17 protein-coding genes are annotated in these 20,188 nt (G+C 61.3%); 10 read left to right on the top strand and 7 right to left on the bottom strand.

Features of this window, described 5'->3' with window-relative positions:
• Nucleotides 1-36: 36 nt before the first annotated feature.
• Nucleotides 37-615, bottom strand: coding sequence for a TetR/AcrR family transcriptional regulator (locus CAG46_RS17240; RefSeq protein WP_256573343.1), 579 nt, complete (start codon nt 613-615; stop codon nt 37-39).
• Between the two features lie 94 nt (nt 616-709).
• Here CAG46_RS17240 and CAG46_RS17235 point away from each other — a divergent pair, with 94 nt between their 5' ends.
• From CAG46_RS17235 to CAG46_RS17225, 3 genes are read left to right on the top strand one after another with little or no spacing between them, the layout of a single operon-like run.
• On the top strand, nt 710-1,843 hold the full coding sequence (locus CAG46_RS17235) for a MexC family multidrug efflux RND transporter periplasmic adaptor subunit (protein ID WP_085616568.1): 1,134 nt from the start codon (nt 710-712) through the stop codon (nt 1,841-1,843).
• A 15-nt stretch (nt 1,844-1,858) separates the two neighbouring features.
• On the top strand, nt 1,859-4,984 hold the full coding sequence (locus CAG46_RS17230; RefSeq protein ID WP_085616566.1) for an efflux RND transporter permease subunit: 3,126 nt from the start codon (nt 1,859-1,861) through the stop codon (nt 4,982-4,984).
• Entirely contained in the window at nt 4,984-6,387 is a 1,404-nt protein-coding gene (locus CAG46_RS17225; protein WP_085616564.1) for an efflux transporter outer membrane subunit, read from the top strand. The genes CAG46_RS17230 and CAG46_RS17225 overlap by 1 nt, the downstream gene beginning before the upstream one ends.
• A gap of 85 nt (nt 6,388-6,472) precedes the next feature.
• Here the strand turns inward: CAG46_RS17225 and CAG46_RS17220 are convergent, their stop codons facing one another.
• Nucleotides 6,473-7,030: a TetR/AcrR family transcriptional regulator gene (locus CAG46_RS17220; RefSeq protein ID WP_085616562.1), complete on the bottom strand. Its 558-nt coding sequence runs from the start codon at nt 7,028-7,030 to the stop codon at nt 6,473-6,475.
• 1,028 nt (nt 7,031-8,058) lie between these two features.
• Between CAG46_RS17220 and CAG46_RS29120 the strand changes: the two genes are divergently transcribed.
• The 3 genes from CAG46_RS29120 to CAG46_RS17200 all read left to right on the top strand — a co-directional run bounded on the left by CAG46_RS29120 (nt 8,059) and on the right by CAG46_RS17200 (nt 10,574).
• A complete protein-coding gene (locus CAG46_RS29120; RefSeq protein WP_085616558.1) occupies nt 8,059-8,265 on the top strand; it encodes a hypothetical protein in 207 nt (68 codons plus the stop codon).
• Between the two features lie 882 nt (nt 8,266-9,147).
• On the top strand, nt 9,148-9,549 hold the full coding sequence (locus CAG46_RS17205; protein WP_085616689.1) for an antitoxin Xre-like helix-turn-helix domain-containing protein: 402 nt from the start codon (nt 9,148-9,150) through the stop codon (nt 9,547-9,549).
• 401 nt (nt 9,550-9,950) lie between these two features.
• The gene (locus CAG46_RS17200) at nt 9,951-10,574 is read left to right on the top strand and encodes a hypothetical protein (RefSeq protein WP_085616556.1); all 624 of its coding nucleotides are present in this window, start codon (nt 9,951-9,953) and stop codon (nt 10,572-10,574) included.
• 547 nt (nt 10,575-11,121) lie between these two features.
• On the opposite strand, the gene CAG46_RS17195 is transcribed toward CAG46_RS17200, so the two are convergent.
• Together CAG46_RS17195 and CAG46_RS17190 are read right to left on the bottom strand one after the other, a co-directional pair.
• Complete coding sequence (locus CAG46_RS17195; protein ID WP_085616554.1) at nt 11,122-11,490, bottom strand: Mor transcription activator family protein; 369 nt, start codon at nt 11,488-11,490, stop codon at nt 11,122-11,124.
• A 251-nt stretch (nt 11,491-11,741) separates the two neighbouring features.
• Nucleotides 11,742-12,200 carry a hypothetical protein gene (locus tag CAG46_RS17190; RefSeq protein ID WP_085616552.1) on the bottom strand — a complete coding sequence of 153 codons (459 nt, stop codon included), beginning with the start codon at nt 12,198-12,200 and terminating at the stop codon, nt 11,742-11,744.
• 151 nt (nt 12,201-12,351) lie between these two features.
• On the opposite strand from CAG46_RS17190, the gene CAG46_RS17185 reads away from it, so the two are divergent.
• Nucleotides 12,352-12,540, top strand: coding sequence for a hypothetical protein (locus CAG46_RS17185; protein ID WP_003248064.1), 189 nt, complete (start codon nt 12,352-12,354; stop codon nt 12,538-12,540).
• A 36-nt stretch (nt 12,541-12,576) separates the two neighbouring features.
• On the opposite strand, the gene CAG46_RS17180 is transcribed toward CAG46_RS17185, so the two are convergent.
• Entirely contained in the window at nt 12,577-12,951 is a 375-nt protein-coding gene (locus CAG46_RS17180; RefSeq protein WP_025338939.1) for a fe2+ zn2+ uptake regulation protein, read from the bottom strand.
• Nucleotides 12,952-13,146: 195 nt separating this feature from the next.
• Between CAG46_RS17180 and CAG46_RS17175 the strand changes: the two genes are divergently transcribed.
• Entirely contained in the window at nt 13,147-15,462 is a 2,316-nt protein-coding gene (locus CAG46_RS17175; protein WP_085616550.1) for an acylase, read from the top strand.
• 121 nt (nt 15,463-15,583) lie between these two features.
• Here the strand turns inward: CAG46_RS17175 and CAG46_RS17170 are convergent, their stop codons facing one another.
• Together CAG46_RS17170 and CAG46_RS17165 are read right to left on the bottom strand one after the other, a co-directional pair.
• Nucleotides 15,584-16,306 (bottom strand): UDP-2,3-diacylglucosamine diphosphatase, encoded by a 723-nt coding sequence (locus CAG46_RS17170; RefSeq protein WP_085616548.1) that lies wholly within the window; start codon nt 16,304-16,306, stop codon nt 15,584-15,586.
• Nucleotides 16,303-16,803: a peptidylprolyl isomerase gene (locus CAG46_RS17165; RefSeq protein WP_025338942.1), complete on the bottom strand. Its 501-nt coding sequence runs from the start codon at nt 16,801-16,803 to the stop codon at nt 16,303-16,305. The genes CAG46_RS17170 and CAG46_RS17165 overlap by 4 nt, the downstream gene beginning before the upstream one ends.
• Nucleotides 16,804-17,050: 247 nt before the next feature.
• On the opposite strand from CAG46_RS17165, the gene CAG46_RS17160 reads away from it, so the two are divergent.
• Nucleotides 17,051-18,754 carry a glutamine--tRNA ligase/YqeY domain fusion protein gene (locus CAG46_RS17160; protein WP_085616546.1) on the top strand — a complete coding sequence of 568 codons (1,704 nt, stop codon included), beginning with the start codon at nt 17,051-17,053 and terminating at the stop codon, nt 18,752-18,754.
• Between the two features lie 9 nt (nt 18,755-18,763).
• Nucleotides 18,764-20,146, top strand: coding sequence for a cysteine--tRNA ligase (gene cysS, locus CAG46_RS17155; protein ID WP_085616544.1), 1,383 nt, complete (start codon nt 18,764-18,766; stop codon nt 20,144-20,146).
• The last annotated feature ends 42 nt before the right edge of the window (nt 20,147-20,188 follow it).

Genomic DNA, 20,188 nt, shown 5'->3' with positions numbered 1-20,188 from the left:
CTTCCTTTGGCGCAATAGCGCTTAACGGCGGTTGCCCTACGCGGGCGCCCAACAGGGCGCCCGCGTTGCAATGCCCTGCAGAAACGCGTTCTCCAGCATCTTTGCACGCTCTATTGGCGCATGCCCTCGCTGGCGGGCATCGACCATGCCGTGCAACAGCGATACGAACATCTCGGTCAGCAGCGCCGCGGTGACATCCGCTCGAAATACACCCTGTCGCTGGCCGCTGAAGAACAACGCATCGAGCGTTTCCAGATAGAGCCGCAGGTCGTGTTGCACGCTCATGTGCACAGGGTAACGGGAAGCCAGGAAGGCGATCAGTTCGCCTTGGGCCAGGTGTTCGCGAATCAGCTGACGCAACGCGGCCAGGGGCTCTGTGGAAGCCAGCGCGCCGCTGTTGTCGAGGATCTGCATGAGCGTGTTTTTGGCGTGCTGTTCGAGCTGGCTATCGAGGTTTTCTCTCGTCCCGCAGTAACGGTGCAAGGTAGCCCGGCTGATGCCAGCCAACGCCGCCAGTTCACCCATGGACGCTCTGGGTCGCAAGGCGGCAGCGGCATAGAGGGCATTCACCAGCTTGGTGGAAAGCGATGAAGGAGGGAAGCCTGAAGTGGTCATGAGGAGTCTTGTTTGATTTTTGTGAGACATAATTGACTCATATGGGTTTGAAAAGTAGCATTCGCCCCGTTTTCAATCAAGGCTCGGGTGAGTGATGGGCAAGACAGGTTCGATAAGAGTGGGCGTACTGGCCGTGGCGATTACCTTGGCCGGGTGCGAGCCCGCAGCAGAGCAGGACGGCGCAGCCAACGCGAGCTACCCGGTGGAAATCGTGACGTTGGCCTCCGAGCAGGTGACCCTGGCCGCTGAGTTGCCGGGCCGGGTCGAGCCGATGCGGGTCGCAGAGGTAAGGGCGCGGGTGCCGGGTATCGTGTTGCACAAGCGCTTCGAGGAAGGGGCTGACGTCAAGGCGGGGGATATGCTGTTCCAGATCGACCCGGCGCCGTTCAGGGCCGCCCTGGCCCGCGCCGAGGCGGACCTCGCCCGTGCCCAGGCCGTGCAGCAGGAAGCCCAGGCACGTGTGAAACGCTATGAGCCGCTGGTCAAGATCGAGGCGGTCAGCCAGCAGGACTTCGACAGCGCCACTGCCGAGTTGCGCAGTGCCCGTGCGGCAGTACGTTCCGCGCAGGCCGATGTGCAGGCCGCACGCCTTAACCTGGGTTACGCCACTGTCACTGCGCCGATCTCCGGACGCATTGGCCGTGCGCTGGCCACCGAAGGCGCTTTGGTGGGGCAGGGGGAGGCGACGCTGATGGCACGGATACAGCAACTGGACCCGATCTACATCGACTTCACGCAATCTGCTGCTGACGCGCTGCGCCTGCGGCAGGCGGTCATGGACGGCGCACTCTCGGCCGACAGCCAGGGTCTGACCGCGCAAGTGGAAGGCACCGATTTCCAGCGCTCAGGCGAGCTGATGTTCACCGATGTGAGTGTGGACCGCGGTACCGGCCAGGTCGTCCTGCGTGGGCGTTTCGATAATGCCGACGGCATCCTCTTGCCGGGCATGTATGTGCGCGTGCGCACACCTCAAGGTACCGACAACCACGCCATCCTGGTTCCTCAGCGTGCGGTCCAGCGAGGCAGCGATGGCCAGGCACGGGTCATGGTCGCCGCCAATGGCATCGCCGAGGCACGCGTCGTGCGAACCGGTGTGATGCAAGGCTCGCGTTGGCAAATCAACGAAGGGCTCAAGCCAGGTGATCAGGTGATCGTCGGTAGCCCGGCAGGGTTGGCTCCCGGTATGCCGGTGGCGCCGGCACAGCAACAAACGGCTGCCGCCCAGTGACGCGAGGAACGTGAGATGTCCAGGTTTTTCATCCATCGCCCGAACTTTGCCTGGGTCGTGGCGTTGTTCATTTCACTGGCAGGATTGCTGGTGATTCCATCCTTGCCCGTGGCCCAGTACCCCAATGTGGCGCCACCGCAGATTTCCATCACTGCCTCCTACCCCGGCGCTTCGGCCAAGGTCATGGTGGAGTCGGTGACCAGCATCATCGAACAGTCGCTCAACGGCGCCAAGGGGCTGCTGTACTACGAGTCCACCAACAACTCCAACGGCGTGGCCGAAGTGATGGTGACCTTCGAGCCTGGCACCGATCCGGACATGGCGCAGGTCGATGTGCAGAACCGCTTGAAACAGGCCGAGGCGCGTATGCCTCAGGCGGTGCTGACCCAAGGGCTGAAAGTCGAGCAGGCCAGCTCCGGTTTCCTGCTGATCTACGCCCTGACCAGCACGGTCGGCAACCGTGGCGATACCACGGCCCTGGCCGACTATGCCGCGCGCAACATCAACAACGAACTGCTGCGCGTGCCCGGCGTGGGCAAGCTGCAGTTCTTCGCGTCCGAAGCGGCCATGCGCGTCTGGGTGGATCCGCAGAAGCTGGTGGGTTATGGCCTGTCCATCGACGACATCAACGCGGCGATTCGCGGCCAGAACGTCCAGGTGCCGGCCGGCAGCTTCGGCAGCACGCCGGGCGCCAGCGAGCAGGAGCTGACCGCGACCCTGGCCGTGCAGGGTACCCTCGACACGCCGGAGGCGTTCGCCGGCATCGTCCTGCGCGCCAACCCGGATGGCTCCAGCGTGCGTCTGGGTGATGTCGCGCGCATGGCCATCGGTAGCGAGAACTACAACCTGTCGGCACGTCTGAACGGCCACCCGGCGGTGGCCGGCGCGGTGCAGCTGGCGCCGGGCGCCAACGCCATCCAGACAGCGACGCAGGTCAAGGAACGCCTGGCCGAGCTGTCGCAGTTCTTCCCCGAAGGGGTCGAGTATTCGGTGCCGTACGACACCTCCAGCTTCGTCGACGTGGCCATCGAGAAGGTGATTCACACCTTGATTGAAGCCATGGTGCTGGTGTTCCTGGTGATGTTTCTGTTCCTGCAGAACGTGCGCTACACCCTGGTGCCCTCGATCGTGGTGCCGGTGTGCCTGCTCGGGACGCTGATGATCATGAAACTGCTCGGCTTTTCGGTGAACATGATGACCATGTTCGGCATGGTGCTGGCCATCGGCATCCTGGTGGACGACGCCATCGTGGTGGTGGAGAACGTCGAGCGCTTGATGGCCGAGGAAGGCCTGTCGCCGGTGGAGGCGACCATCAAGGCCATGGGGCAGGTTTCCGGGGCCATTATTGGTATTACCCTGGTGCTGGCGGCGGTATTCTTGCCTTTGGCGTTCATGTCCGGTTCGGTGGGGGTGATCTATCAGCAGTTCTCTGTGTCTCTGGCTGTCTCGATCCTGTTCTCCGGCTTCCTGGCCCTTACCTTCACCCCTGCACTGTGCGCCACGCTGCTCAAGCCAGTGCCCCATGGCCATCATGAAAAGGGCGGTTTCTTCGGCGCCTTCAACCGTGGCTTCGCCCGTATCACCGAGCGCTATTCGCTGCTCAACAGCGAGCTGGTGGCGCGTGCCGGGCGCTGGATGCTGGCGTATGTCGGCATCCTGGTGGTGCTGGGCTATTCCTACCTGCGCTTGCCGGAGGCCTTCGTGCCGGCTGAAGACCTGGGCTACAGCGTCGTCGACGTACAGCTGCCGCCGGGCGCCAGCCGGGTACGTACAGACTACACCGCCGAGGCGTTGGAGAAATTCCTGATGTCTCGTGAGGCGGTGGCCAACTCGTTCATCGTCAGCGGCTTCAGCTTCTCGGGCCAGGGCGACAACGCCGCACTGGCGTTCCCCACCTTCAAGGACTGGTCGCAGCGTGACAAGACACAATCGGCGGAGGCGGAAACGGCAGCGATCAATGCACAATTCGCCGCCAACGGTGACGGCACCATCACCGCGGTCATGCCACCGCCTATCGACGGCCTGGGCAACTCCGGCGGTTTCGCCCTGCGCCTGATGGACCGTGGCGGCCTTGGCCGTGAAGCACTGCTCGCCGCCCGCGACCAACTGCTGGCCCGTGCCAACGGCAATCCGCTGATTCTCTACGCGATGATGGAAGGCCTGGCCGAGGCGCCGCAGCTGCGCGTGCACATCGACCGGGAAAAGGCCCGAACGCTGGGGGTGAGCTTCGAGGCCATCAACAGCACCTTGGCCACTGCTTTCGGTTCGGCGGTGATCAACGACTTCACCAATGCCGGGCGCCAGCAGCGCGTGGTGGTGCAGGCTGAGCAAGGCGAGCGCATGACCCCCGAAAGCGTGCTGCGCCTCTATGCCCCGAATGCCAACGGCGAGCAGGTGCCGTTCAGCGCCTTCGTCACCATCCAGTGGGAAGAGGGGCCGGTGCAACTGGTGCGCTACAATGGCTACCCGTCCATCCGCATCGCCGGCGACGCTTCGCCGGGGCACAGTACTGGCCAGGCGATGGCCGAGATGGAGCGTCTGGTCAGCGAGCTGCCGCCGGGTATCGGCTACGCCTGGACGGGCCTTTCCTACCAGGAGAAGGTGTCCAGCGGCCAGGCGGCCAGCCTGTTCGCCCTGGCCATCCTGGTGGTGTTCCTGCTGCTGGTGGCGCTGTACGAAAGCTGGGCGATTCCGCTGACGGTCATGTTGATCGTGCCGATTGGTGCCTTGGGTGCGGTGTGGGCGGTGACGCTCACCGGCATGCCCAACGATGTGTATTTCAAGGTCGGGCTGATCACCATCATTGGCCTTGCGGCGAAGAACGCCATCCTGATCGTCGAGTTCGCCAAGGAACTGTGGGAGAAGGGCTTCAGCCTGGGCGACGCCGCCATCGAGGCCGCGCGCCTGCGTTTCCGTCCGATCGTGATGACCTCCATGGCGTTCATCCTCGGCGTGGTGCCATTGGCCATCGCCTCCGGCGCGGGGGCGGCAAGCCAGCGCGCCATCGGCACCGGCGTAATCGGCGGCATGCTCAGTGCCACCTTGTTGGGCGTGGTCTTCGTGCCGATCTGTTTCGTCTGGGTGTTGACGCTGCTCAAGCGCAAGCCCGCACCTGAGCAACCGGTCGAGGTCGCCAAGTGATGATCAAATTCAATCGTGTGCTTCCCTTGGTCCTGTCCTTGACCTTGACCGGTTGCTCCCTGGCGCCCACCTATCAGCGCCCAGAAGCACCGGTGGCGGCCGGATGGGGCGATGCTGCCGGTCATGCCGGCCGTTCGGTGGAGCAGATGCAGTGGCAGGCTTTCATTGTCCACCCGGTGCTGCGTCAGCTGATCGCCAGTGCGCTGGACAACAACCGCTCCTTGCGCCAGACCCTGCTCGACATCGAGCAGGCCCGCGCCCAATACCGGATCGAGCGGGCCGACCGGGTGCCTGGGCTGAACGCCAGCGCCGCGGGCAATCGCCAGCACCTGCCTTCGGCACTTTCGAACGATGGCCGCGAAGGCGTCACCAGCACTTATCAGGTGGGCTTGTCATTGCCGGAATATGAAGTGGACCTGTTCGGACGGGTCAAAAACCTGAGCGATGCGGCGCTGGAGCAGTACCTGGCCACCGAGGAAGCCGGGCGTGCCGCACGCATCGCCCTGATCGCCGAGGTGAGCCAGGCCTACCTGACCTTGGACGGTGCCGAGCGGCGCCAGGCGCTGACCCGCCAGACCCTGGCCAGCCGCGAGGACTCTCTGGCGTTGGTCGGTGAGCGTCGCGCTGCCGGCACGGCCACGGCGCTGGACCATCAGGAGGCGTTGGGGCTGGTCGAGCAGTCTCGTGCCGAGCTTGAAGTCACCGTGCGCCAGCAGCGCCAGGCCTACAACGCGCTGGTGCTGTTACTGGGCAGCGCCGAGGCGGCCAAGGCGATGCCCGTTGAGCGCCCAGATGAGCCAATGGTGCTCAATGACATTGCGCCGGGCGCGCCGTCGGCATTGATCGAGCGCCGTCCCGATATCCTCGCTGCCGAACACCGGCTGCGTGCGCGCAATGCCGATATCGGCGCGGCGCGGGCCGCCTTTTTCCCGCGTATCAGCCTGACCGGCAGCTTTGGGACCGCCAGTGCGCAGATGTCCGGGCTGTTCGACGGTGGCTCGCGTAGCTGGAGCTTCATGCCGCAGTTGTCACTGCCGTTGTTCGACGCCGGGCGCAACCGTGCCGGGCTCAGCCTGGCCGAGGCACGCAAGGACTCGGCCGTGGCCGCCTATGAAGGCGTGATCCAGGTCGCCTTCCGCGAAGTGTCCGACGCACTGGCTGCCACCGACACCCTGCGCCGCGAACAAACCGCGCGCCGGGCCCTCGTCGACACCAGCCGTGCGACGCTGGCGCTGGCCAAGGCGCGGTACGAGGGTGGGGTGGACAGCCATTTGCGTTACCTGGACGCGCAGCGCAACAGCTACGTGAACGAAGCAGCCTTCATCGAAGCCAGTACCCAGCGCCAGCTTGCGTTGGTCGACCTGTTCCGCGCACTCGGTGGCGGCTGGCCGGGCAAGGGCTGAAACAGCCTCCTTTGGTTGGCATGTCCAGCCACTTGGCCCCAGAGATTGATGTCCTGGGGCCTTTTTTTGGGCTGGCGAAGGCAGGTCAGCGAGCAGGTGCCGCAGCGCCGTCGAGGAATAGCAGCTCCAGCGTCTGCACGGATGTCGCGCTGGCTGCTCTCCCGCGTCGTTCTGCATCGACGATGCCATACACCATGCTCAGGAACATTTCGGTGAAGATCGCCGCGCTGATATCGATACGGAAAGCGCCCGCTTGCTGGCCACGCAGGAAGAAGGCATCCAGGGCGTCGGCATAGGCCCGCCACGGGCGGTTCGCCTCGCTGTCGTCGAACGAGTCCGGGCGGTACTGAAAGAGCAGGAAGATCATCATTTCGCGATGCTTGAGGTGCTCGACGATGAGGCGATGCAGGGCTGCGCTGGGGTCGCTGCCGTGCAGGTCAGTGTTGCCGATGACCTGGGAGAGTACCTGGTCGCCATAGCGCTCCAGCATGTTCACCAGGTTGTCACGGGTTCCACAGAAACGGTGCAGGGTCGCCTTGCTCACGCCCGCCGCCTCGGCCAGCTCCTTCAATGTGGCTCGGGGGTGGACGACGATCGCGTCGGCCAGCGCTTTGAGCAGGCGCTCATCGGTAGGGAGGTGCATCAGAAGATTCCACACTGCATATCGTGCAAGCATTGTGAAGGAAAACGACTCATAGGACACCCATTTGAGTAAATAATGGCTCAACCGGGGCTTGCAGGTCGTAGACGTACGGGTGCTTGCTTGCACGTGTACCGGCACCGCCTCCTTCGGTGTGCCAGAACGAGGGAGGCGGCGAAGTTCAGGGGCAGAGTGAAGCACTCCTGGGATGGCGCCGGGATTAGGGAAGGCGACTGAGGACTTGGCGATTTTGGATGAGGAAATCATGACAATAAAGGCGTCAATCAAGGCCTTCCCGCGCTCTGCGCTAACGGACTCGGATTCGAAAGGCAGCGCCGCCATAGCCTTCTTGCGCGATCACCGCGATCGCCGCCGCCAGCAACTCGGACCTTTTGGCGTCGCGATCTCTAACCGGGCGCCCACGACGGGCAAGCGGTGATTACGCCTCGGCCGCGGCGCCACTGCTTCTACCGCCAGGGGAACTGAGACGGCAATTCCTAGTAATTATGTATTATTTCATACGTTGATCGTATTATTAATTAGTTTTTGTGGCGATTAGATCGGATAAGATTTAAATATCGCACCTAATCGGGAGCTAGAGAGCACACGGCGGTAATTCGTGGACACGGGAATGATGGGGGTCTTAGAGTGCGATGGCCCGTCACAGGCGTGCCCGTAACTGTGCTACCGGGCTGATGCTCGAGCTGGAGATTTAGCAAAAAAGTATGAGCAAGATAGCTGGGCCGCGCTGTAAATTTTCCAATAAGCTTCCGGTTCCATAGCTGGACCGGCTTATGCACCAAATGTTGGAGGGTTTGGATCTTGCTGGTGAACGCCTGCTCCGTAAGTACTTGAAGCCATACGTGTAAATTGCGGTACAGGATAAAGTAGCTTACCTGTAGAAATTGAGCTTCTACGTCTGCTGGCTGAGTAATTTTACTATGATGTCATTGATTATCAGCTTGTCGAACCTGGTCGACTACCGTCTACCATCCAATGAAACACCCCCCTCGGTCCCACGGTGTATGCCAATGAGAGACAAACCGCCAGCCCTTCTGCCCGATGACCCCATGTTCGCCGACGCAGTGGCTGCGATGAAGCTGTACCACGAAGCACATGTGGCAGGCCAATCTGCCAAGGAGGTCGAGCGCTTGCGAGTAATTGCTGAATCACAGTTCCAAGCGGTGAACGATTATCAGCTCAGAGCTCTAGGTCGCCCTGGCGACCCTGTCAACTGACTGGATCAGTCAGTTTGGAGTCCTGGTTCCGGCCAATGCCTACCGTCTTTCACATTGGAAACCATCGTAAATCCTCGGCCGGCTGGCATCACGCCTTGACAATCCTTCCAGCCTTACACCTGATGTGCTGGATCCTGCCATGATTCTACAGTTTCAGGTGAGAGCACTAAAGAGTGCTGTCGTGAATGACGATCAACCTTTGAGCAATAAATAATTACCCATCACGCTTGTCAGAGCTTCACTGCCCAAAATTAACCGGGCAACCTATGCTGGAATTTCTGTATAAGTATACAATTTTTCATCCACCCACCCATTCACTCGCGTAACTCCGTTCGTCGATTGAACGGGCATCAGGACGCGATCCAAGAGTGGACTCCATTCATTGCTCCGGCCGACTTAGGCGTGCCATGTTGTGCCTGAATGCTTTAGAGTGGCCCCATCCTTATCCTGTATAGAGGAGGCATCTATGCTTTGGCGAGGGGGTGAACTTTGAAGCGGATGCAATGGGGCGTTAAATTCAGGAGGATGGACATCCATGGTTTGCTGTTTTTATTGTTATGCATTCGCTATTGCCTATGCACAGACATTAAAGCTATTGATATTGAATAGTCGCAGTTCGTGAATGCCTACATCTCCAACACAGTTCTGCCTCTGCAGTGGCAACCGGTGTGGGCAATGGGGTTGGGACCATTCGTGTGAGTGTCCTTATAAAATTCCATGGTGGAACTTCTTTGAAATTATAAAATTGTGGTCTGCGAGACTGAGCAATGCACTTCCGATTGATTAAGGCTGTAAGATATTTTGATGAAGAGACGGCTATGGTAAAAAGCTGGCTCGAGACATATAATGTGCTGGCGCTCTATTTTAGTGGGAGTACATATCATGTTGAGCAATCAACGCCTTTCTGCAGAGCAGTGCTCAGTTGGGCTGAGGGTCGCGCTTCGAATAATTGATGCCTGGCAAGCTACACCTCGCCAAGCCTGTAAGATACTCCGAATCTCGCCTTCGACTTTTCGGCGTGCGATGCGGGAAGGCGGATGTGGCGGCAAGCTCGATTTGGATCAGCAGCAGAGGATTGGTTTGGTGATTGGCATACATGGCTTTTTGAGGGGGACGTTCGCTAACCAAGAAAATGTTAAGGGATTTCCAAGGATGAAGAATGAAAATTTGTTTTTTGACGGCAGGACACCACTAGAGGTTATGGCTCAGGGTGGCATGATCTCTCTGTATGAAACCTACAGGCGCATTGAGCAGATTCGCGGTGGCGAGCTCATGGGTAAATGATGCGGAGGTCCCGGTTTTGATTCGACGGAAGCCTGCAAGAATACCACACAGAGCCTTTCCTAACCCTCTGGAATCTGAGGCGCACATCTAGGCCCGCTGGTCGTGAACTCAAGGCTACACTGACGAGGCCTTACACAGCCCTGATGCCCATATTCATGGCGTTCAGGTGGGATGCCTAGGTCGCATGGGATTGCATGGCAGGAAGCTATATGTCGAGTTTTGAGGGAAAAGCTTCTGCAGACCGCAGGGGCGGGTGTTTGAGAGGGTATGCTTGCAACCGAATGTCGACGCTTTACTCCGCTCTATGACTCGGACGATTTTTTATCGCGAACGCTTGTAGATTTTGTGGCTTCCGTTAGCGTGTTGGTCATAGGAATACCGCTCCCACAGAGAATACGACAATGGCCTCTACCACTGAAAAGTGCTCTGCCGAGCTGGAGCCACTCACGCGCACAGCAGACAATGCCGCCCTCTATGCTGCTCTTACGGGCGCCGAATTGGTGTGTAGTATCGGTGAGCCAGTCATTAGTACTGTGCCTGGGTACCGTTTGGTTCGAGTTGATGATCGACAGAACACGGTTGGCGGCAATGAATTCGAAATCGCATTGGTCGACGATACCTCAGCATTAGTCGCCTATTATGCCAAGATCACGGTGGTGGATTTTCCATGCAGTGGTAACCGAGCCGTTGCGCGCTGTCGGATCTGGCGATCTGCAGATATGCGTCATACTCAAGCGCTTCGAGATATTTCGCAGAGAGTGCTTTTTGGCTATCTTGTTCGGCACTACGATGTCCATTTGGACGAGGCCGGGATTAGTGATGGTGGGAAATTTTATTGGCACCGCCAGATCTCTCGCGCGATCTACGAAGGCCTGTATGTATATCTGTACGATCCACTATCTCAAGAGCTTCGGCCATTGAATACCCAACGCGCGTTAAATGAAATTGAAGACCAGGCTTGGTCGTGCACGAATCACAAGACTTTGCAAGCTCTCATTTCAAGCTGTTCTTGCGGCAGTAGCTAGTCTGGTGGTTGGGGATCTGCCTTGTTTAGAGCTAAAAATCAACCAGTCAAAGCTCCTTAAAGACTGAGTACGCTACTAACTACATTTGCAGGTATATACACCCCTGTTTTTGGTAGTCCGAAACTTTTTGGAATCGACTTAAATCAAGGGCTTAAGGCCCTGCAGCAGCCTTTTCGTGCTATAACTACTCGATGAAAGCTGACTTTGGACTTCTGCAGCAAAGCGGAGGTGAAGCAAGATTTTGCATTATCATTTTTCTGTTTCAAAAATAACTTCGCGGAGGAGGCAGCAGGCTATTTCTGACGGGATGCGCTTATCGGACTGCAATGAGGCCGATTTTGTAAAAAATCTCGGGGCCTTGGAAGCACTTGCGCAAGACATCGATTCGCCCCAGAGCCTCAGCGTCAAAGGTCTGCCTAATCACGCAGACCAGTGTGGATGAATGCAGGCCAGTTCAGTTTAGTTGGATAATCGATCACCTAGTGGAGCGGATGAGGATGGATCCATTTCAGGCCTTTTTGAAAAAAATTCAAACCGAATTGATAGCCTACGCCTGGCGGCGGATGTTGCCGATCTGGCGCAGGCTCAGGCCGTACTTGTCAGCGAGCAGGCTGCGAGACAAGCCGCTGGCGCTTTCCTTCTGGATCTGCAGGTTGCGCAACTGGCGCATGAAATGGTCAGCCTTGGGAATTTCCAGGGCGACACCGGCAAAGCGCTTGATCAGTGCGTCGAGCGCTTCGGCCGGCAACACGTCGGCAAGCTTGGTGCGCTCGCGGTGCTTGGGGATGTACTTGGGCCTGCCGCCGTAGGCGCAGGTCAGCTGGTAGGCGTTGTCGATGCCGATGCAGTCGATCAGGGCCTGCAGCGAGTGGGGCAGTTGGCTGATATCGATGTGGCTCAAGTCTGGCAGTTGCATATGGCGCTCCTTCGGGACGGATGGGCTGTGCTAACCGATCACCAGCGGCGTTATGTCGAAGGTGTGGCTGGATTTTCTGTGACAGCCGAGGCATGTCGCTAGGCGCCATATGGGTTGGGGCTTGTAGCTTCCGCGAACAGGTTTTGCAGGCAGCGATATCCGGCGTTGTAGGACATGGCTTCAACATTTGGCTGTGGCGGGTGATTTCCCATCAGGCCACTCCCTGCGCAGCGCGTTGGGTGTAGTACCCCTCAATCGCACGGATAGCTGCTCAGCAGGCTGGCGCTGCGCAGGTAGGCCTGGGGGGAGTCGCGCATGCCTTGTGGCAGCGTGCGCCAATCGACCAGCAGGCACAGCGCATGCAGCGGCTGCCCGTCACGGTGGCCGATGACCTGGTCGGCAAAGCTGCGGCGGTACAGTGCCTGGGTCTGCTGCTGCGCTTGTACCTGGTCGGCCTGGGCCAGGGTTTGCCGGGCCAGCTCGGGCAGTTGCGCCAGGGGGACACTGAAATGCACCGACGCACCTTTTGCCTGCAGGTAACCGGCCTGGCGCACGCGCTGCCACAGTTGTTGCCATTGGCTGGCGCCAGCTTGGCCAGCCAGTTCGCGGCCCAGTTCGAGCAGTTGCTCGGCCGAGGTCTGGCGGGTGTCCAGCGCATGAAGGGAAAAGGGCGTCAGCAATAGCGACGCGAACAGAAGGGGTTTGTACATGGTGCCTCCGGCATGGGTGCTTGGGAGCCCCATGCTTTCAGGCAGGCGCCGCCCCACCCAGCAGGAAATGCAGCGCCGGGGCCGGTGGCCGTTGTATCATTGCCGCGGCTCGTTGCGAGCCATTTGCCCCTGATGTTGCAAGGAACCTTCGATGACACACGTGCAGCGCCTCAAATATTCCCTTCTGATCATCCTGGTGGTACTGGGCCTGATGCTGGGCCTGTCCCACCTGCAGAAGCAGGGCACGATCAGTGAGCAGACCTTCCAGATGCTGGCCATTGCCATCGCCGTGGTGGTCGTGGTGATCAACGGCATCCTGCGGCGCAAGGTCAAGCCCTGATCCTGGCGGGCCGGCCAGGCATGGCCGGCCATGCGCTCAGCGCACAGGCGTTCGCTCCAGCACGGCGCGCGCCTGCGGGTCGAGGCTGTAGCATTTGTCGCTGCCCAGCTGGATGACGCCCTCGCTGCACAGCCGCTTGAGCACTTCGCGCACGCTGAGGAACGACAGCGGGATATCCAGCTGTTCCAGTTGCGCGTGCACCCCGCGCACGCCAATGCTGCGGCCATTGCGGTCGGCGGCGTGCAAGGCATCGATGACCTTGAGGCGGATCAGGCTGGTACGCAGGCCGAAACTGCGCAACAGCTCGCGGATCTGTTCGTTGCCGATGCGTTCGTCAGCAAAAACGTCCTGTTCCCTGGGCGCTTTGCCTGGGACGCGCCCAGCCTGGATCGAGGGTTGCGGGTTGTACATGTGAATGCTCCTTTTCGTGGACGAACCCGAAATTTGGGTGCCTCACTTACTAGGACGAATGAGAACGGAAAAACTGCAGCCCACGCGCAAAAAAAAGCCTGGTTCTGTTCAAGACGTTCCATTGCCTGGTAATACGTAAAATTTTCATCTGGCCATTCGTCTGATCGGGATGACCCCCGAACCCGAGGAGTGCCCGTGTTTCCACTTTCCCGTCCCATGACTTGCGCTGGCCTGGTCGCCGCACTGGTAGCCTTCAGCGTCGGCGCAGTGCCGGTGCAGTCCGCCGCAGCCGATGCCAGTGCGCAGATTCGCCGAACCAGTTACGGGGTGCCGCACATCGTGGCCAAGGACGAGCGCGGCCTGGGCTATGGCATCGGCTACGCCTACGCCCAGGACAACCTGTGCCTGCTGGCCAATGAAGTGCTGACCGTGAGTGGCGAGCGCTCACGCTACTTCGGTGCCAAGGGCAAGACCCTGGAGCAGCGTGACAACCTGGCCAGCGATGTGTTCTTCGCCTGGCTCAACACGCCGGCGGCAGTCGAGGCGTTCTTGCAGGCGCAGCCAGCGCCAGTACAGGCGCTGCTGGCAGGTTATGCCAGCGGCTACAACCGGGCGCTGGCCGAGCGCCGCAGCCAGGGGTTGCCTGCCGAATGTGGCAACGGCGAGTGGCTGCGGCCGATCAGCAGCGAGGACCTGATCAAGCTGACCCGCCGGCTACTCGCCGAAGGCGGTGTCGGGCAGTTCGTCGAAGCGCTGGCGGGGGCGCAACCGCCAACGCTGGCCAGCCAGCAGGCGCCGGCAGGGTTTGCCGCGGCGCTGGCCAGGCAGCAGCGTTTTGCCACGGAACGCGGTAGCAATGCGGTGGCCGTCGGGGCGCAACGTTCGACCAATGGCCGCGGCCTGTTGCTGGCCAACCCGCACTTCCCGTGGATGGGGGGCATGCGCTTCTACCAGATGCAGCTGACCATTCCCGGCCAGCTCGATGTGATGGGGGCGGCATTGCCGGGCCTGCCGGTGGTCAACATCGGTTTCAACCAGCATCTGGCCTGGACGCACACCGTCGACACATCGAAGCACTTCACCCTGTACCGCCTGCAACTCGACCCCAAGGACCCGACCCGCTACCTGCTTGATGGCAAGTCGCTGCCGCTGGCCCGGCAAACCGTCAGTGTTGCGGTCAAGGCCGAGGATGGCAGCCTGAGCCAGGTACAGCGCCAGGTCTACAGTTCGCAGTTCGGCCCGGTGGTGCAGTGGCCGGGTCGCCTGGACTGGGATGCGCATGCCGCCTACAGCCTGCGCGACGCCAACCTCGAGAACACTCGGGTGTTGCAGCAGTGGTACCAGATCAACCATGCCGACAGCCTGGCTGCGTTGAAAGGCTCGATCGAACAGCTGCAAGGTATTCCCTGGGTCAACACGCTGGCGGTGGACCCGGCAGGCAAGGCCTTGTACCTGAACCAGTCTGTGGTGCCTTATGTGGATCAGCAACTGCTGAGTGCGTGCAGCAACCCGCAGGCACAAGGGCGCCTGGTGGTACTGGATGGCTCACGCAGCGCGTGCCAGTGGAAGGTCGATGCGCAGGCCGCGCAGCCTGGGATCTTCCCTGCGCGGCTGCTGCCGAGCCTGGAGCGCGAGGACTTCGTGCAGAACTCCAACGACCCGGCCTGGATGGCCAACCCGGCGCAGCCGCTGACCGGTTACTCGCCGCTGGTCAGCCGCAGTGACCAGCCGCTGGGCATGCGTGGCCGCTTTGCCCTGCAACGCCTGCAGGGTACGGCCCGCCTGGGCGTTGACGACCTGCAGCGCATGGTGACCGATGACGAGGTGTACCTGGCCAGCCTGCTACTGCCTGACCTGCTGCAATGGTGCAAAGACGCCGATGCGGATGTGCGGGCGGTATGCAGCAGCCTGGTGGCCTGGAATGGCAAGGCTGACCTGGACAGCGGCATTGGCCTGGTGCATTTCCAGAACCTGTTCGATGCCCTGGCCGAGCACCCGGAAAGCTGGCGGGTGGCCTTCGACCCGGCCGACCCGCAGCACACCCCGCGCGGGCTGGCGGTAGAGCAGGCGGCCGTGCGCAAGCTGCTGCACCAGGCCGCGCTGGCGTCGCTCAAGCAGGTGCGTGACAGCGGCATGGCAGGGGAGGCGCGCTGGGGGCAGGTGCAACAGGCGAGCGATGGCACGCCGGTGCCGGGTGGCCCGCAGGCGTTGGGCGTGTACAACGCGATCTACAGCGTGCCGCACGGGCAGGGCAAGCGGCTGGTGGTCAGTGGTACCAGCTACCTGCAACTGGTCAGCTTTACCGACAAGGGGCCGCAGGCCCGTGGGCTGTTGGCGTTTTCCCAGTCGAGTGAAGCGGCTTCGATGCATGCCGGTGACCAGACCAAGGCGTTTGCGGCCGGGCAACTGGCGGTAATTCCATTTACCGAGGCGCAGATCAAGGCTGATCCGGAGTACCGGGAAGTGGTGATCAGTGAGCGGGATAAGGGGGCGGTGGTCAGCCGGCCTTGAGGCGTTAGCCTGTGCCTGCCTCTTCGCGGGTAAACCCGCTCCCACAGGTACTGCACCAAAGCTGCAAGCGGCACGATACCTGTGGGAGCGGGTTTACCCGCGAAGAAGGCGACTCGGTCGGTCAGGAAAACTCGAACGGCGCCAGCTGAAACCTTTGCTCGTCAACCTGCAAGGCCCAGCCACGGCGGTCCCAGTCGCCCAGCACGATACGCCGTGCCGGTTGCCCGTCGACCACCAGCTTGTGTATCGCCGGCCGATGGGTATGCCCATGCACCAAGGTACGTACACCATGCGCCGCCATCACCTTCGGCACTTCCTCCGGCGTGACATCGACGATCTCGGTGGACTTCATCCGCGTTTGCGAGCGGCTTTCGCTGCGTAGCTTGCGTGCCAGCTTGTAGCGGGCCGACAGCGGCAGGTGCCGCAACACCCACAGGCTCAGCGGGTTGCGCAGCAAGCGGCGCATTTTCATGTAGGCCAGGTCGCGGGTGCACAGGGTATCGCCATGCATCAGCAGCACCTGCTCACCACCCAGCTCGATCACGCTGGGGTCGTGCAGCAACGTGCAGCCCGCAGCGTCGCAGAAGGCCTGGCCAATCAGGAAATCACGGTTGCCATGCATCAGGTAGATGGCCGTGCCGCTGTCGCTCAGCCGCCGCATGGCCTGGCAGACCGACTGCTGGAAGGGCGTCATGGCGTCGTCGCCGATCCAGGCTTCGAAGAAGTCGCCAAGGATGTACAACGCCTTGGCGTGGCGGGCACGGCCATCGAGCAGATCAAGAAACGCCCGGGTAATGTCCGGGCGTTCTTCTTGCAGGTGCAGATCGGAGATCAGCAGGATCACTCAACGATCTCGGCTTTCTCGATGACCACGTCGTCCTTCGGCACGTCCTGGTGGCCAGCCTTGGAACCGGTGGCGACCTTTTCGATGGCGTCGACGATTTCACGGCCTTCGATCACTTCGCCGAATACCGCGTAGCCCCAGCCCTGCACGTTCTTGCCGCTGTGGTTGAGGAAGTCGTTGTCGGACGAGTTGATGAAGAACTGCGCCGAGGCGGAGTGCGGCTCCATGGTACGGGCCATGGCGATGCTGTACTTCTTGTTTTTCAGGCCGTTGTCGGCTTCGTTCTGGATGCTGGCGCGGGTCTTCTTCTGGCTCATGCCAGGCTCGAAGCCGCCGCCCTGGATCATGAAGCCCTTGATCACACGGTGGAACACGGTGCCATTGTAGTGGCCGTCCTTGACGTACTGAACGAAGTTTTCGGTAGTCAGCGGCGCTTTCTCGGCGTCCAGTTGCAGGACGATGTCGCCGTGGTTGGTGCTCAGTTTGACTTTGGACATGCTGAAACTCGCTCTTTCAAGGCAATCGGAATTAGGGTGCGCAGGGCGCGGGTTATCACCTGACGCAGGATCAGGCGATCGCGACACATGGCGCGCACTGGCCATTTTGCCAGGCTGCGGCAAAAAGCCGTGATAAATCACGCCAGTTTGTCCGGGCCCGACTGTCAGCAGCTTGACTGCTTCGGCTATGATAGGCCCTTTGATTCAATCGGCCTACCCAGGCCGGACACGTGCATTCAAGGATCCTATGAGCAAGCCCACTGCCGACAACGCGCCCAACGCCGCTGCCAAAGGCGCCCCCGCTGTCCCTGCGAACTTCCTGCGGCCGATCATCCAGGCCGACCTGGACTCGGGCAAGCACAGCAGCATCGTCACCCGTTTCCCGCCGGAGCCCAATGGCTACCTGCACATCGGTCACGCCAAGTCGATCTGCGTCAACTTCGGCCTGGCCAAGGAATTCGGGGGCGTCTGCCACCTGCGTTTCGACGATACCAACCCGGCCAAGGAAGACCAGGAGTACATCGACGCCATCCAGAGCGATGTCAAGTGGCTGGGCTTCGACTGGGCCGGCGACGTGCGCTACGCCTCCGACTACTTCGACCAGTTGCACGACTGGGCGGTCGAGCTGATCAAGCGCGGCAAGGCCTACGTCTGCGACCTTACCCCCGAGCAGGCCAAGGAATACCGTGGCAACCTCAAGGAGCCGGGCAAGAACAGCCCGTTCCGCGAGCGCAGCGTTGACGAGAACCTCGACCTGTTCGCCCGCATGAAAGCCGGCGAGTTCAAGGATGGCGAGCGCGTGCTGCGGGCCAAGATCGACATGGCCTCGCCGAACATGAACCTGCGCGATCCGATCCTGTACCGTATCCGCCATGCCCACCACCACCAGACCGGTGACAAGTGGTGCATCTACCCGAACTACGACTTCACCCACGGCCAGTCGGACGCCATCGAGGGTATCACCCACTCGATCTGCACCCTGGAGTTCGAAGGGCATCGTCCGCTGTACGACTGGTTCCTCGACAACCTGCCGGTGCCGGCACACCCGCGCCAGTACGAGTTCAGCCGCCTGAACCTGAACTACACCATCACTTCCAAGCGCAAGCTCAAGCAGCTGGTGGACGAAAAGCACGTCGAAGCCTGGGACGACCCACGCATGTCGACCCTGTCCGGCTTCCGTCGCCGTGGCTACACCCCGGCCTCGATCCGCAACTTCTGCGAAATGATCGGCACCAACCGTTCCGACGGTGTGGTCGACATGTCGATGCTCGAGTTCAGCATCCGTGACGACCTGGACCGCACCGCACCGCGCGCCATGTGCGTGCTGCGCCCGCTGAAGGTGGTCATCACCAACTATCCGGAAGGCCAGGTCGAGCAGCTCGAACTGCCGCGCCACCCGAAGGAAGACATGGGCGTGCGCGTGCTGCCGTTCTCCCGTGAACTGTACATCGACCGTGACGACTTCATGGAAGAGCCGCCGAAGGGCTACAAGCGCCTGGAACCGGCCGGTGAAGTGCGCCTGCGCGGCAGCTACGTGATCCGCGCCGACGAGGCGGTCAAGGATGCCGACGGCAACATCGTCGAGCTGCGCTGCTCGTACGACCCGGACACCCTGGGCAGGAACCCGGAAGGCCGCAAGGTCAAGGGCGTGATCCACTGGGTGCCGGCCGAGGGCAGCGTCGAGTGCGAAGTGCGCCTGTACGACCGCCTGTTCCGCTCGCCGAACCCGGAAAAGACCGAGGAGGGCGGCAGCTTCCTGGACAACATCAACCCAGGCTCGCTGCAAGTGCTCAGCGGCTGCCGTGCCGAGCCGTCGCTGGCCCAGGCGCAGCCCGAGGACCGCTTCCAGTTCGAACGCGAAGGCTACTTCTGCGCCGACCTGAAAGACAGCCAGCCGGGCCGCCCGGTGTTCAACCGCACTGTCACCCTGCGTGACTCCTGGGGCAGCTGAGGAACCGCCGTGCTTACCATCTACAACACGCTGAGCAAAGCGAAGGAAACCTTCAAGCCGCTGGATGGCAACAAGGTGCGCATGTACGTGTGCGGCATGACCGTATACGACTACTGCCACCTGGGCCATGGCCGCAGCATGGTGGCCTTCGACCTGGTCACCCGCTGGCTGCGCAAGAGCGGCTACGAGCTGACCTATGTGCGCAACATCACCGACATCGATGACAAGATCATCAACCGGGCCAACGAGAACGGCGAAAGCTTCGACGCCCTGACCGCCCGCATGATCGACGCGATGCACGAAGACGAGCGCCGCCTGAACATCCTGCCGCCGGACCAGGAGCCGCGTGCCACCGACCATATCGCCGGCATGCACGCGATGATCCAGACTTTGATCGACAAGGGTTATGCCTACGCACCGGGCAATGGCGACGTGTACTACCGCGTCGGCAAGTTCGCCGGTTACGGCAAGCTGTCGCGCAAGAAGATCGAAGACCTGCGCATCGGTGCCCGTATCGAGGTCGACGAAGCCAAGCAGGACCCGCTGGACTTCGTGCTGTGGAAGGGCGTCAAGCCGGGCGAGCCGAGCTGGGAATCGCCATGGGGCCCGGGGCGTCCGGGCTGGCACATCGAGTGCTCGGTGATGTCCACCTGCTGCCTGGGTGAAAGCTTCGACATTCACGGTGGCGGCAGCGACCTGGAGTTCCCGCACCACGAGAACGAGATTGCCCAGAGCGAGGCGGCCACCGGCAAGCAGTACGCCAACGCCTGGATGCACTGCGGCATGATCCGGATCAATGGCGAGAAGATGTCCAAGTCGTTGAACAACTTCTTCACCATCCGCGACGTGCTCGAGAAGTACCACCCTGAAGTGGTGCGTTACCTGCTGGTGGCCAGCCACTACCGCAGCGCGATCAACTACTCGGAAGACAGCTTGCGCGATGCCAAGGGCGCACTGGAGCGCTTCTACCACGCCTTGCGCGGCTTGCCACGGGTGGCGGCCAAGGGTGGCGAAGAGTTTGTCGAGCGCTTCAGCGTGGCCATGAACGACGACTTCGGCACCCCCGAAGCCTGCGCCGTGCTGTTCGACCTGGTGCGCGAGATCAACCGCCTGCGCGACAGCGACCTTGAGGCCGCTGCCGGCCTGGCCGGTCGCCTGCGCGAGCTGGGTGATGTGCTGGGTGTGCTGCAGCTGGAAGCCGATGACTTCCTGCGTGCCGGTGCCGAAGGCAAGGTGGATGCCGCTGAGGTTGAGGGCTTGATCCAGGCGCGCCTGCAGGCCCGTGCGGACAAGAACTGGGCCGAGTCCGACCGCATTCGCGACCAGCTGACCGCCATGGGTGTGGTGCTGGAAGACAGCAAGGGTGGGACTACCTGGCGTCTGGCCGACTGATCGGTTTGAAGGGGGCTGCTCTGCAGCCCATCGCGACACAAG

Origin of the sequence: Pseudomonas sp. B23(2017), from assembly GCF_002113725.1 — a bacterium.
In the GTDB taxonomy this organism is placed as follows: Bacteria; Pseudomonadota; Gammaproteobacteria; order Pseudomonadales; family Pseudomonadaceae; genus Aquipseudomonas; species Aquipseudomonas putida_Z.
Note: the sequence above shows the minus strand (reverse complement) of the source record. Positions and strands in the feature narration are given on the sequence as shown.